Source organism: Pseudomonas sp. SAR267, from assembly GCF_052077595.1.
In the GTDB taxonomy this organism is placed as follows: domain Bacteria; phylum Pseudomonadota; class Gammaproteobacteria; order Pseudomonadales; family Pseudomonadaceae; genus Aquipseudomonas; species Aquipseudomonas vlassakiae.
The window spans coordinates 3383630-3395837 of the sequence record NZ_JBQIHU010000001.1 but is presented as its reverse complement, the minus strand read 5'-3'; the positions used below and the strand labels follow the sequence as shown (position 1 = coordinate 3395837).

Below are 12208 nucleotides of genomic sequence, written 5' to 3'. Positions count from 1 at the left end.
GTCACTTGAAACGATAAATCAGGGCAATCTGATCCGAATAAGCGCAATTCCAGGTCTTTATCAGGCAATTCCGCTTCTTTTCGGAGCCTTGGTTTGTTTCTTGCATTTTCCTGTGCAGAGACTGGCATCCGCGGATCCGCCGCCTGCCCGGCCATGGCCGTGCCTTGCCTGACAAGCGCCAAAAGAGGTCAACGACGCCTTATGACCATCAGCGATGCACAGCACCGTCTGCTTCTGGACAACCTGACCACCGCCACACTCCTGCTCAACAGCGAGCTGCGGCTGGAGTACATGAACCCGGCAGCAGAAATGCTCCTGGCCGTGAGTGGCCAGCGCAGCCACGGGCAGTTCATCAGCGAACTGTTCACCGAATCGACCGAGGCGCTCAACTCGCTGCGCCAGGCGGTGGAACAGGCGCACCCGTTCACCAAGCGTGAAGCGCAACTGACCTCGCTGACCGGGCAGGCCATCACCGTCGACTATGCGGTGACACCGATCCTGCACCAGGGCAATACCCTGCTGCTGTTGGAAGTCCACCCGCGTGATCGCCTGCTGCGCATCACCAAGGAAGAAGCCCAGCTGAGCAAGCAGGAAACCACCAAGATGCTGGTGCGCGGCCTGGCCCACGAGATCAAGAACCCGCTCGGCGGTATCCGTGGAGCAGCACAGCTGCTGGCCCGCGAGCTGCCTGAAGAGGGACTGCGCGACTACACCAACGTGATCATCGAAGAGGCCGACCGCTTGCGCAACCTGGTCGACCGCATGCTCGGTTCGAACAAGTTGCCGTCGCTGGCCATGACCAACATCCACGAAGTACTGGAGCGGGTCTGCAGCCTGGTCGAGGCCGAAAGCCAGGGCTGCATCACGCTGGTGCGCGACTACGACCCGAGCCTGCCAGACGTGCTGATCGACCGCGAGCAGATGATCCAGGCCGTACTGAACATCGTGCGCAATGCGATGCAGGCGATCAGCTCGCAGAACGAGCTGCGCCTGGGCCGCATCACCCTACGCAGCCGCGCCGTGCGCCAGTTCACCATCGGTCATGTGCGCCATCGCCTGGCGGCACGTATCGAAATCATCGACAACGGCCCGGGCATCCCCACTGAACTGCAAGACACCCTTTTTTATCCCATGGTCAGCGGGCGCCCGGACGGTACCGGGCTCGGCCTGGCCATCACCCAGAACATCATCAGCCAGCACCAGGGCCTGATCGAGTGTGAAAGCCACGCAGGGCACACCGCCTTCTCGATCTTCCTGCCCCTGGAACAAGGAGCCACCGCCTCATGAGCCGAAGTGAAACCGTATGGATCGTCGATGATGATCGCTCCATCCGCTGGGTCCTGGAAAAAGCCCTGCAACAGGAAGGCATGACCACCCAGAGCTTCGACAGCGCCGATGGCGTCATGGGCCGCCTGGCCCGCCAGCAGCCGGATGTGATCATTTCCGATATTCGCATGCCTGGCGCCAGCGGCCTCGACCTGCTGGCGCAGATTCGCGAACAGCATCCGCGCCTGCCGGTCATCATCATGACCGCGCATTCCGACCTGGACAGCGCCGTGGCGTCCTACCAGGGCGGTGCTTTCGAATACCTGCCCAAGCCGTTCGACGTCGATGAGGCGGTGTCGCTGGTCAAGCGCGCCAACCAGCACGCCCAGGAACAACAGGGCCTCGATGTTCCCCAGGCCTTGGCCCGCACTCCGGAAATCATCGGCGAAGCGCCGGCGATGCAGGAAGTGTTCCGCGCCATCGGCCGCCTGAGCCACTCCAACATCACCGTATTGATCAACGGCGAATCCGGCACCGGTAAAGAGCTGGTGGCGCATGCCCTGCACCGTCACAGCCCGCGCGCTGCATCGCCGTTCATCGCCCTGAACATGGCCGCCATTCCCAAGGACCTGATGGAATCGGAGCTGTTCGGCCACGAGAAAGGCGCCTTTACCGGCGCCGCCAACCTGCGCCGCGGTCGCTTCGAACAGGCCGACGGCGGTACGTTGTTCCTCGATGAGATCGGTGACATGCCCGCCGATACCCAGACCCGCCTGCTACGGGTTCTGGCCGATGGCGAGTTCTATCGAGTTGGCGGCCACGTGCCGGTGAAGGTCGATGTGCGCATCATTGCAGCGACCCACCAGAACCTGGAGTCGCTGGTAACGGCCGGCAAGTTCCGTGAGGACTTGTTCCACCGCCTGAACGTGATCCGCATTCATATTCCACGCCTGGCCGACCGCCGCGAGGACATCCCGGCGCTGGCCCGTCACTTCCTCGGCCGTGCCGCCCAGGAGCTGGCCGTCGAGCCGAAGCTGCTCAAGCCGGAAACCGAGGAGTTCATCCGCAACCTGCCGTGGCCAGGCAACGTGCGCCAGCTGGAGAACACCTGCCGCTGGATCACGGTGATGGCCTCCAGCCGCGAGGTGCTGATCGGCGACCTGCCGCCGGAGCTGCTGAACCTGCCACAGGACGCAGCACCGGTGACCAACTGGGAGCAGGCCCTGCGCCAGTGGGCTGACCAGGCCCTGGCGCGCGGGCAGTCGAACCTGCTCGACAGCGCCGTGCCGAGCTTCGAACGGATCATGATCGAGACGGCGCTCAAGCACACCGCCGGGCGCCGGCGTGATGCGGCGGTGCTGCTGGGCTGGGGGCGCAATACCCTGACCCGCAAGATCAAGGAGCTGGGGATGAATGTGGATGGCGGGGATGATGATGAGGGTGAGGACCACTGATCTAGCGGTACACCTGTAACATCCCTGGGGCCGCTTTGCGGCCCCAGCCATTTCAGCCCCGATGCACCGATCCTGTGCCCGATGCACCTCACGAAGGCACAAATCCCCTCAAAACCCGGCCAAATCACCCTGAAAGCCCAGTATTGACGGGCTTTGCAAAACTGGCACGCCCCCTGCAACAGCTAATACATATCCAGTTTCGGGGGCCCTGGTACAGGCAGGCCGGGTGACCCCTCTTTTATTCGCAGTAACGCCGCTTTCGGGGACCTCGGTACAGGCAGGCCGGGCCATCCCCTCTTTAAATCGCTGTAAGCCCTTTTGGGGACCTTGGTACAGGCAGGCCGAGATATCCCCTCTTTTATTCGTGCAGTTTCACCTGCACCCGCCAGCGCCCAGCGTCCTCTGCACCGGCCCATTCGCCGTGCAGGGGACGCGCGGCGATCACCGTCAGCAACAACCCCTTGTCGCTCTTCTGCAACCGCCAGCCGACCGGTTTGCCTTGCAGGTCCAGCTGACCACGCTGTGCCTTGCCCTCGGCCTCGAACAGCAGTGCCACAGTGCCTTCGACGTTTTCACCATGCAGCTTGGGCGCTTCGTTGAACCACAGGTTCAGGCCATCCTGCACCACCTCGACCTGCTCCAGAACCCGTTCTTCAGGGGCAGTCAGACGGCCAATCATCAGCCCCAGCAAAACCCCGAACAGCGCCAGGGAAAGCAGCATGCGCGGCCAGGCCTTCGAACGCAGGTCGGGTTCAGGGGTAGAATGCTCGTCATCTTCACGTTTGGAGCCGTGCATGTTTCACGTCATCCTTTTTCAACCAGAAATTCCGCCGAATACCGGCAACATCATCCGCCTCTGCGCCAACAGCGGTTGCGCCCTGCACCTGATCGAGCCGATCAGCTTCGAACTGGACGACAAGCGCCTGCGCCGCGCCGGGCTGGATTACCACGAGTATGCCACGCTCAAGCGCCACGAAAGCCTGGCCGGATGCCTGGAAAGCCTGGGCAATCCACGGCTGTTCGCCTTTACCACCAAGGGCTCGCACCCGTTCCATGAAGTGGCTTATCAGCCCGGTGATGCGTTCCTGTTCGGGCCAGAGAGCCGCGGCCTGCCGGCCGAAGTGCTGGACAGCCTGCCGGCCGAGCAACGCCTGCGCCTGCCGATGCGGCCAGGGTGCCGCAGCCTGAACCTGTCCAATACCGTGGCAGTGACCGTTTATGAAGCCTGGCGGCAGAACGGCTTTGCCGGGAGCTGATCTTTAGCCTGTACCGGCGCTTTCGCGGGCGCCCGCTCCCACAGGGACCTCACAAAGCTTGATGACTCTGCAATTCCTGTGGGAGCGGGCGTGCCCGCGAAGAGGGCAGCACAGGCAACAAAAAAGCGCCCCGAGAGGCGCTTTTTCGATACCGGCAGAATTACTGCACGGTCGGCGTTTCGCCAGCTTCCTGCATGCGCTGCAGCTCTTGCGCGTACAGGGCGTCGAAGTTGACCGGCGACAGCATCAGGGCCGGGAACGAACCGCGGGTCACCAGGCTGTCCAGGGTCTCACGGGCATACGGGAACAAAATATTCGGGCAGAAAGCGCCGAGCGTGTGGCTCATCGACGAAGCGTCGAGGTTCTTGATCAGGAAGATGCCAGCCTGCTGAACTTCAGCGATGAAGGCCACTTCGTCGCCGTTCTTGACGGTCACCGACAGGGTAAGCACCACTTCGTGGAAGTCGCCTTCCAGGGCTTTCTGCTTGGTATTCAGGTCCAGCGCAACGCTCGGCTCCCACTGCTGACGGAAGATCTGCGGGCTTTTCGGAGCTTCGAACGACAGGTCGCGCACGTAGATGCGCTGCATGGAGAACTGAGGGCTGTTGTCTTCTGCAGCAGCGCCGTTGGTCTGTTGGTCAGTCATGGCAGATCCTTAATCCTAATGTTTTTGAATGCAGTGCAAATCAGACTGCCAGCAGCGCGTCGAGCTTGCCGGCGCGCTCCAGGGCGTAGAGGTCATCGCATCCACCGACGTGGGTGCTGCCGATCCAGATCTGCGGCACCGACGTACGGCCAGCCTTCTGGCTCATCTCGGCGCGCACCTGGGGCTTGCCATCGACCTTGATCTCTTCGAAGGCAACGCCTTTGCTCTGGAGCAGGTGCTTGGCGCGCATGCAGTAGGGGCAGTAGTCGCTGGAATAGACGATGACGGGCTTCATATCACTTCACCAAAGGCAGGTTATCGGCTTTCCAGCTGGAAACGCCACCGCTCAGCTTGGCGGCAGTGTAACCAGCCTTGAGCAGCTCGCCGCAGACCGCGCCGGACTGCTGGCCCATCGCGTCGACGACGATCAGGGTCTTCTCTTTGTGCTTTTCGAGCTCGGTCATGCGGTTGGCGAGCTTGTCCTGCGGGATGTTCAACGCACCGACGATGTGGCCGGCGGAATATTCCTTGGACGGGCGGATGTCGATGACCAGTGCCTTGTCGGCATTGACCAGCGCGGTCAGCTGGCCGTTGCTCAGGCTCTGGCCGCCACGGCGCAGTTCATTGACGAGCAGTGCAACCAGCAGAACCACGAAGATCGCCACCAGGATGTAGTGATCTGTCGCGAATTGAATCAGGTGAGCAACCATCAGCGGTGTTCCAGGCGATTGAAAATGCCGGCCAGTATACACACCCCCCCAGTGCCACCAAAGCCCGATGGGCCGGAGGTAAAGGTACCTTCATGTTACCGGGCTGCCCGCGCCGGTCGGGTGACAGGACGATTATTCGCCGTTGATGGCGCATTTGCCCTAAAATGCGTGTCTTTATCATCTTTGAACAACCGTGAGTTTGATTGATGACGAGCACGCCCAAACCTCTGGTCCTGATCATCCTGGATGGATTCGGCCACAGCGAAAGCCCCGAATACAACGCCATCTATGCCGCCAACACACCGGTCTATGACCGCCTGCGCGCCACCCAGCCGCATGGCCTGATTTCCGGGTCGGGGATGGATGTCGGCCTGCCGGACGGGCAGATGGGCAACTCTGAGGTCGGGCACATGAACCTTGGCGCCGGCCGCGTCGTCTACCAGGACTTCACTCGGGTCACCAAGGCCATCCGCGATGGCGAGTTCTTCGAGAACCCGGTGCTCACCGGGGCGGTGGACAAGGCTGCTGGCGCCGGCAAGGCCGTGCACATCCTCGGCCTGCTGTCCGACGGTGGCGTGCACAGCCACCAGGACCACCTCGTCGCCATGGCCGAACTGGCCGCGCAGCGTGGCGCCGAGAAAATCTACCTGCACGCCTTCCTCGATGGCCGCGACACCCCGCCACGCAGCGCCCAGTCGTCGATCGAACTGCTCGACGCGACCTTCGCCAAGCTCGGCAAGGGCCGTATCGCGAGCCTGATCGGTCGCTACTTCGCGATGGACCGCGACAACCGCTGGGACCGCGTGAGCGCCGCTTACAACCTGATCGTCGACAGCGTTGCCGAATACACCGCCGATACCGCGCTGGCGGGCCTGGAAGCAGCCTATGCCCGCGACGAGAACGACGAGTTCGTCAAGGCCACGCGCATTGGCGAGGCGGTGAAGGTTGAAGACGGCGATGCGGTAATCTTCATGAACTTCCGCGCCGACCGCGCCCGCGAGCTGTCGCGTGCCTTCGTCGAGCCGGACTTCAACGAGTTCCCGCGTGCACGCCTGCCGAAAATGGCGGCCTACATCGGCCTGACCCAGTATTCGGCAAAAATCGCCGCGCCAGCCGCCTATGCGCCGTCCAGCCTGGACAACGTGCTGGGCGAGTACCTGGCAAAGAACGGCAAGACCCAGCTGCGCATCGCTGAAACCGAGAAGTATGCACACGTTACCTTCTTCTTCTCCGGTGGTCGCGAAGAGCCGTTCGAAGGCGAAGAGCGCATCCTGATCCCGTCGCCGAAGGTCGCCACCTACGACCTGCAGCCCGAGATGAACGCACCTGAAGTGACCGACCGCATCGTCGAAGCCATCGAGCAGCAGCGCTTTGACGTGATCGTGGCCAACTACGCCAACGGCGACATGGTCGGCCACACCGGCGTGTTCGAGGCTGCGGTGAAAGCCGTCGAGGCCCTGGATACCTGTGTCGGGCGCATCGTCGAGGCGCTGGACAAGGTCGGAGGCGAGGCCCTGATCACCGCCGACCACGGCAACGTCGAGCAGATGGAGGACGCGTGCACCGGCCAGGCGCACACAGCCCACACCAGCGAGCCGGTGCCGTTCATCTACGTCGGCAAGCGCAAGGTGCGGGTCCGCGAAGGCGGCGTACTGGCCGACGTGGCGCCGACCATGCTGAAACTGCTGGGCCTGGAAAAACCGGCAGAAATGACCGGCACTTCAATCCTGGTCGACGCCTGATTCACTGTCCAGGGGCCGCCTGGCGGCCCCTTTGCACATGAATTCCGGACAAACGCCCCGCTGCCCCGGCAGCGAGGCGTTTTTTTTGCCTGCCCGCACGGGCATACTAGGCCAGTCTCCATCCCCGGTACGCCAAACCCCATGCTACGCGCCCTGATCCTATTAGCCCTGTCCTGCCTGCTCAGCCCGGCATTCGCCGATGAGCGCGCGCAGACCCAGCAGCAACTGGACGCCACCCGCCAGGACATTGCCGAGCTCAAGAAGACGCTGAGCAAGCTCCAGGAAGAAAAAGCCGGTGTGCAAAAAGACCTCAAGGCCACCGAGACCGACATCGGCAACCTGGAGAAGCAGGTGGAGGCCCTGCAACAAGAACTAAAAAAGACCGAGGGCGAGCTGGAGCGCCTTGATACCGAGAAAAAAAAACTCCAGAGCGCCCGCGTTGAGCAACAGCGGCTGATTGCCATTCAGGCCCGTTCGGCCTACCAGAACAACGGCCGCGAGGAATACCTCAAGCTGCTGCTCAATCAGCAGAACCCTGAGAAGTTCGCCCGCACCCTCACCTATTACGACTACCTGAGCAAGGCGCGCCTCGACCAGCTCAAGGCCTTCAATGAAACGTTGCGCCAACTGGCCAACGTCGAGCAGGACATTTCCCGTCAGCAGGAACAACTGCTGGCGCAGCGCGCCGACCTCGACACGCGCCGCCAGGCGCTGGATGCCGAACGCAGCAAACGCCAGCAGGTACTGGCCAAGCTCAACAGCGACGTGAAAGATGGCGACCAGAAGCTGCAGGCGCGCCAACAGGACCAGGCGGACCTGGCCAAGGTGCTCAAGACCATCGAGGAAACCTTGGCACGCCAGGCCCGCGAAGCCGAAGAAGCGCGCAAGAAAGCCCTGCTCGCCCAGCAGGAAGCCGAGAAACGCCGCCAACAGGAGGCCCTGGCCGCCCGTGCGGACAGGGAAGATAGCGAGCCGCCGAAAAAGGCCCGCACCACCCTCGGCCCACTGGTTTCCAGTGACGGCGCCAGCTACGGCGGTGCATTTTCTGCAGCCCGGGGAAAACTTCCCTGGCCGGTCAATGGTCGATTGCTGGCACGCTTCGGTGATGCGCGCGGCAGCGATGCCCGGGCCAAGTGGGACGGCGTGATGATCAGCGCCAGCCCAGGTACCCAGGTACACGCAGTGCACGGCGGGCGCGTGGTGTTTGCCGACTGGTTGCGTGGCGCTGGACTTCTGGTCATTCTCGACCATGGTAATGGTTACCTGAGCCTGTATGGCCACAACCAGAGCCTGCTCAAGAGCGCCGGCGACATCGTCAAGGCCGGCGAAGCCATTTCCACCGTTGGCGACAGCGGTGGCCAGGACAGCGCAGGCTTGTACTTCGCCATTCGCCAGCAGGGCCGGCCAACCGACCCTTCGCAGTGGTGCCGCGGCTGACACATTACATACGGCATGGCGCCATGCGCTGCGCCGATGCTCCGCAGGGAGCGCTTACAGGATCAGGAGTTCGTTCGACATGCTGCACTCGCCTCGCCTCACCCAGCTGGCCCTGACCATCGCCCTGGCGATCGGTGCGCCCCTGGCCAGCGCCGCGGAGCCGGTGAAGGCCTCACCAGCCAAGACTGCCGCAGTGCCCGCCACCGAGGTGACCGCCAAGGCACCGCTGCCGCTGGAAGAGCTGCGCACCTTTGCCGAGGTCATGGACCGTATCAAGGCGGCCTATGTCGAACCTGTGGACGACAAGACCCTGCTGGAGAACGCCATCAAGGGCATGCTCAGCAACCTTGACCCCCACTCGGCCTACCTCGGGCCTGAGGACTTCCAGGAGCTGCAGGAAAGCACCAGTGGCGAATTCGGTGGCCTCGGCATCGAAGTGGGCCAGGAGGACGGCAATATCAAGGTAGTATCGCCTATCGATGACACCCCGGCATCGCGAGCCGGCGTGCAGGCCGGAGACCTGATCGTCAAGATCAACGGCGCCCCGACCCGCGGCCAGACCATGACCGAAGCGGTCGACAAGATGCGTGGCAAGGTTGGCGAGAAGATCACCCTGACCCTGGTGCGCGACGGGGGCAGCCCGTTCGACGTAACCCTTGCCCGCGCGGTAATCCAGGTCAAGAGCGTGAAGAGCCAGCTTCTGGAAAGCGGCTATGGCTACATCCGCATCACCCAGTTCCAGGTCAAGACCGGTGACGAGGTCGGCAAGGCCCTGGCCAAGCTGCGCAAGGACAACGGCAAGAAACTGCGTGGGGTGATCCTTGACCTGCGCAACAACCCCGGCGGCGTGCTGCAATCGGCAGTGGAAGTGGCCGACCACTTCCTGACCAAGGGCCTGATCGTCTACACCAAGGGCCGCATCGCCAATTCCGAACTGCGCTTCTCCGCCGACCCGGCCGACGCCAGCGAAGGGGTGCCACTGGTGGTATTGATCAACGGCGGCAGCGCTTCGGCCTCGGAAATCGTCGCCGGCGCCCTGCAGGACCAGAAACGCGCCGTGCTGATGGGTACCGACAGCTTTGGCAAGGGCTCGGTACAGACCGTGCTGCCGCTGGCCAATGACCGCGCCCTGAAGCTCACCACTGCGTTGTACTACACGCCCAACGGCCGCTCGATCCAGGCCCAGGGCATCGTCCCCGACATTGAAGTGCGCCCAGCCAAGTTGACTGCCGACGCCAACGACAACGACACCTTCAAGGAAGCCGACCTGCAGGGCCACCTGGGCAACGGCAACGGTGGCGCCGACCGACCGACCGGCAGCACCAAGCGCCAGGAACGCCCGCAGGACAGCGACTACCAGCTGAGCCAGGCGCTGAGCCTGCTCAAGGGCCTGAACATCACCAAGGGCGACTGACCCCGCCCATGCGTTATCTGCTGTGTCTGTTGGTCTGCCTGATGGCCGGAGTCGCACAAGCGGCACCGGCCGGCAAGGCCTATATGAGCATCATAATCGACGACCTGGGCCAAAGCGCCGAGCGTGACAGCCGCACACTCGCCCTGCCTGGGCCAGTGACCATGGCGATCATGCCCGACACCCCACACGCCACCGATTTCGCCCGCCAGGCCCACAAGGCCGGCAAGACGGTGATCCTGCACATGCCCATGGACCCGGCCACCGGCCCCTATGCCTGGCACCCCGGCATCCCCCAGGACGAACTGGCCCGACGCCTCGATGCAGCCCTGGCCAAGGTGCCGTATGCCGCCGGTATCAACAACCACATGGGCAGCCGCATGACCGCCCAGCGTGAGCCGATGGCCTGGCTGATGGGCGAATTACAGCGTCGTCACCTGTTCTTCGTCGACAGCCGCACCAGCGCCGCCACCGTGGCGGCTGCCGAAGCCCAGGCACAGGGGCTGGCGCATGTTTCGCGGGATGTATTCCTCGACGATGTGCGCACCACCGAGGCAATTACCGGTCAGCTTCAGCAAGGCATCGCCCTGGCCCGCAAGCAAGGCTCGGCAGTGCTGATCGGCCACCCTTACCCACAAACACTCGAAGTGCTGGCACGCGAACTACCACGGCTCAAAGGCCAAGGTGTCATCCTGATCAAGCTACCGCAGATGATCGCCGAGCGGAGCAACCAGGCCATGCCGGCACATGGCAAGCATGGCCGCTACAGCAACCGCTGAGCAGGCCCTTCATCTATGTACCGCCAAGCACATCGGTAGCACCTTCACCCTTCGTCCTCCATTCCATGGAGGTACGACATGCATATCCCCTCACTCCTGGCTACGCTAGGCCTGACACTCTCCAGCCACCTGGCCAATGCCAACGACATCACGCCTCCTCCCTCGGCACCACTTACCCTGTACAACAGCGCTGGCCAGAACTCGCAGTGGACAGGCGTTGGCCGGCTGATCTGGAAAAACCGACATTGCATCGGCACCTTGCTGGACAGCCGTGATGACACCCACGGTACAAGTGGGCCGGCCTACATACTGACAGCCGGGCACTGCGCTGGCGGGGTCAATGGCAAGGTCATTGTTGACCAGCCGATTACCGGCAGCATTGCCTTCAACTATTTTGTCGATACACAAGACCAGCGCCACACCGTGCCCTTGAAACGCACGGTATGGAGCAGCCTGCAAGGTGCCGACCTGGCGCTTCTGGAGGTGGATGCCACCCTTGAGGAGCTGCTGGCACAAGGCATCAAGCCGCTCAAGCTGGGCCGCTCCGCCGCATCGGGCAGCGCGGTTCAGGTAATCGGCGAACCCAGCTCAATCGGCAAAGGCCTGCGCTTGTCCACCTGCACGGAGCGCTTCCACGGAACATCCAGTGTCGGCAACTGGGTGTGGCGCAATGCCAGGCGTAATGATTGCCAAGGCCTGGATGAGGGAGCGTCCGGGAGCCCGGTCGTGGACACCGGGAGCAACCGCCTGGTCAGCCTCGCCAACAGCATGCATGACAATGAAGTCGGTGCAATCCCGGTCCATCGCCTTGTTGGCTGCTTCAGTGCAGGTCGTGCAGACCTTGATCTGGAAGATTGCCAATTGCTGCCGGGCTTTCAACTCGAGCCGCAGGGCGGCAGCTTCAAAAAGCTGACCAATGCGCGAAGCCTGGCTGACGCTCCTTCTGAACCTGCGCGTTGGGGCTTTCAATTCCTGATCGATACGCCGCGCTACCGCTACAAAACCAGCACCGACGCGCTTGCTTGCGAAGACCCGGCTGGCTACAGCGGCACCATTGCTTCAAGCGAAAATCTGATCAACGACCCGATCGGTCCTGAGCCCGGTACCCACTACCTGTGCCTGATCGGCATACAGTCGCCAGACCAGCTGCCTTCCCGCGCACTCATGGCCAACAGCCTGAGCATCAAAGTTGACCTGCTGCCACCTGGCAAGCCTCAGGCCCGCGTGGCGATAGAACACTTGCCCGACGGCAGCATTCGCATCAATTGGCTGCGAGATCCGGATGTTGTCTTCTACCGGGTAAAGCGTGGTGCACCGGCAACAACAGACTGCGACGATCCATCCGGCTATCGCCTGCTGCGCGCACAAAGTCGCAATATCCCGGTCTCGGCCTTGCCCTTGAAGTTATGCAGCGTTGCCATCGATCTGATTGGGCAGCGTTCTGAATTTCACACTGATCTGCTGCAATCCGCTGCACCGTGACAGGCCGCCCGAGCCTGCTGTACCC

12 protein-coding genes are annotated in these 12208 nt (G+C 62.7%); 8 read left to right on the top strand and 4 right to left on the bottom strand.

Annotated features, from left to right (window positions below):
* Positions 1-201: 201 nt before the first annotated feature.
* Positions 202-1287 (top strand): nitrogen regulation protein NR(II), encoded by a 1086-nt coding sequence (gene glnL / locus ACTORR_RS16075; RefSeq protein WP_054884257.1) that lies wholly within the window; start codon positions 202-204, stop codon positions 1285-1287.
* The gene (ntrC, locus tag ACTORR_RS16070; protein ID WP_054884256.1) at positions 1284-2720 is read left to right on the top strand and encodes a nitrogen regulation protein NR(I); all 1437 of its coding nucleotides are present in this window, start codon (positions 1284-1286) and stop codon (positions 2718-2720) included. The genes glnL and ntrC overlap by 4 nt, the downstream gene beginning before the upstream one ends.
* Before the next feature lie 358 nt (positions 2721-3078).
* Here the strand turns inward: ntrC and ACTORR_RS16065 are convergent, their stop codons facing one another.
* On the bottom strand, positions 3079-3516 hold the full coding sequence (locus ACTORR_RS16065) for a hypothetical protein (protein ID WP_099814486.1): 438 nt from the start codon (positions 3514-3516) through the stop codon (positions 3079-3081).
* Between ACTORR_RS16065 and trmL the strand changes: the two genes are divergently transcribed.
* Positions 3515-3976 (top strand): tRNA (uridine(34)/cytosine(34)/5-carboxymethylaminomethyluridine(34)-2'-O)-methyltransferase TrmL, encoded by a 462-nt coding sequence (trmL, locus tag ACTORR_RS16060; protein ID WP_054884254.1) that lies wholly within the window; start codon positions 3515-3517, stop codon positions 3974-3976. The genes ACTORR_RS16065 and trmL overlap by 2 nt on opposite strands.
* 160 nt (positions 3977-4136) lie before the next feature.
* Here trmL and secB read toward each other — a convergent pair whose 3' ends face one another.
* From secB to ACTORR_RS16045, 3 genes are read right to left on the bottom strand one after another with little or no spacing between them, the layout of a single operon-like run.
* On the bottom strand, positions 4137-4622 hold the full coding sequence (secB, locus tag ACTORR_RS16055) for a protein-export chaperone SecB (protein WP_054884253.1): 486 nt from the start codon (positions 4620-4622) through the stop codon (positions 4137-4139).
* Positions 4623-4662: 40 nt separating this feature from the next.
* Positions 4663-4917: a glutaredoxin 3 gene (gene grxC, locus ACTORR_RS16050; RefSeq protein ID WP_054884252.1), complete on the bottom strand. Its 255-nt coding sequence runs from the start codon at positions 4915-4917 to the stop codon at positions 4663-4665.
* Between the two features lies 1 nt (position 4918).
* Positions 4919-5332: a rhodanese-like domain-containing protein gene (locus ACTORR_RS16045; RefSeq protein WP_054884251.1), complete on the bottom strand. Its 414-nt coding sequence runs from the start codon at positions 5330-5332 to the stop codon at positions 4919-4921.
* A 206-nt stretch (positions 5333-5538) separates the two neighbouring features.
* On the opposite strand from ACTORR_RS16045, the gene gpmI reads away from it, so the two are divergent.
* The 5 genes from gpmI to ACTORR_RS16020 all read left to right on the top strand — a co-directional run bounded on the left by gpmI (position 5539) and on the right by ACTORR_RS16020 (position 12183).
* Entirely contained in the window at positions 5539-7074 is a 1536-nt protein-coding gene (gene gpmI / locus ACTORR_RS16040; protein WP_054884250.1) for a 2,3-bisphosphoglycerate-independent phosphoglycerate mutase, read from the top strand.
* Between the two features lie 141 nt (positions 7075-7215).
* The gene (locus tag ACTORR_RS16035; RefSeq protein WP_054884249.1) at positions 7216-8511 is read left to right on the top strand and encodes a murein hydrolase activator EnvC family protein; all 1296 of its coding nucleotides are present in this window, start codon (positions 7216-7218) and stop codon (positions 8509-8511) included.
* Positions 8512-8590: 79 nt separating this feature from the next.
* Positions 8591-9925 carry a S41 family peptidase gene (locus ACTORR_RS16030; RefSeq protein ID WP_054884248.1) on the top strand — a complete coding sequence of 445 codons (1335 nt, stop codon included), beginning with the start codon at positions 8591-8593 and terminating at the stop codon, positions 9923-9925.
* 8 nt (positions 9926-9933) lie between these two features.
* Positions 9934-10701: a divergent polysaccharide deacetylase family protein gene (locus ACTORR_RS16025; RefSeq protein WP_054884247.1), complete on the top strand. Its 768-nt coding sequence runs from the start codon at positions 9934-9936 to the stop codon at positions 10699-10701.
* Positions 10702-10779: 78 nt separating this feature from the next.
* Positions 10780-12183, top strand: a complete 1404-nt coding sequence (locus tag ACTORR_RS16020; protein ID WP_313364432.1) for a S1 family peptidase — start codon at positions 10780-10782, stop codon at positions 12181-12183.
* The last annotated feature ends 25 nt before the right edge of the window (positions 12184-12208 follow it).

What these genes read in the sequence shown, in the direction of transcription:
- ACTORR_RS16020 (WP_313364432.1), top strand. Translation starts at nt 10,780, where the DNA reads ATGCATATCCCCTCACTCCTGGCTACGCTAGGCCTGACACTCTCCAGC.
- ACTORR_RS16025 (WP_054884247.1), top strand. Translation starts at nt 9,934, where the DNA reads ATGCGTTATCTGCTGTGTCTGTTGGTCTGCCTGATGGCCGGAGTCGCA.
- grxC (WP_054884252.1), bottom strand. Translation starts at nt 4,917, where the DNA reads ATGAAGCCCGTCATCGTCTATTCCAGCGACTACTGCCCCTACTGCATG.
- ACTORR_RS16045 (WP_054884251.1), bottom strand. Translation starts at nt 5,332, where the DNA reads ATGGTTGCTCACCTGATTCAATTCGCGACAGATCACTACATCCTGGTG.
- ACTORR_RS16030 (WP_054884248.1), top strand. Translation starts at nt 8,591, where the DNA reads ATGCTGCACTCGCCTCGCCTCACCCAGCTGGCCCTGACCATCGCCCTG.
- secB (WP_054884253.1), bottom strand. Translation starts at nt 4,622, where the DNA reads ATGACTGACCAACAGACCAACGGCGCTGCTGCAGAAGACAACAGCCCT.
- trmL (WP_054884254.1), top strand. Translation starts at nt 3,515, where the DNA reads ATGTTTCACGTCATCCTTTTTCAACCAGAAATTCCGCCGAATACCGGC.
- gpmI (WP_054884250.1), top strand. Translation starts at nt 5,539, where the DNA reads ATGACGAGCACGCCCAAACCTCTGGTCCTGATCATCCTGGATGGATTC.
- ACTORR_RS16065 (WP_099814486.1), bottom strand. Translation starts at nt 3,516, where the DNA reads ATGCACGGCTCCAAACGTGAAGATGACGAGCATTCTACCCCTGAACCC.
- glnL (WP_054884257.1), top strand. Translation starts at nt 202, where the DNA reads ATGACCATCAGCGATGCACAGCACCGTCTGCTTCTGGACAACCTGACC.
- ntrC (WP_054884256.1), top strand. Translation starts at nt 1,284, where the DNA reads ATGAGCCGAAGTGAAACCGTATGGATCGTCGATGATGATCGCTCCATC.
- ACTORR_RS16035 (WP_054884249.1), top strand. Translation starts at nt 7,216, where the DNA reads ATGCTACGCGCCCTGATCCTATTAGCCCTGTCCTGCCTGCTCAGCCCG.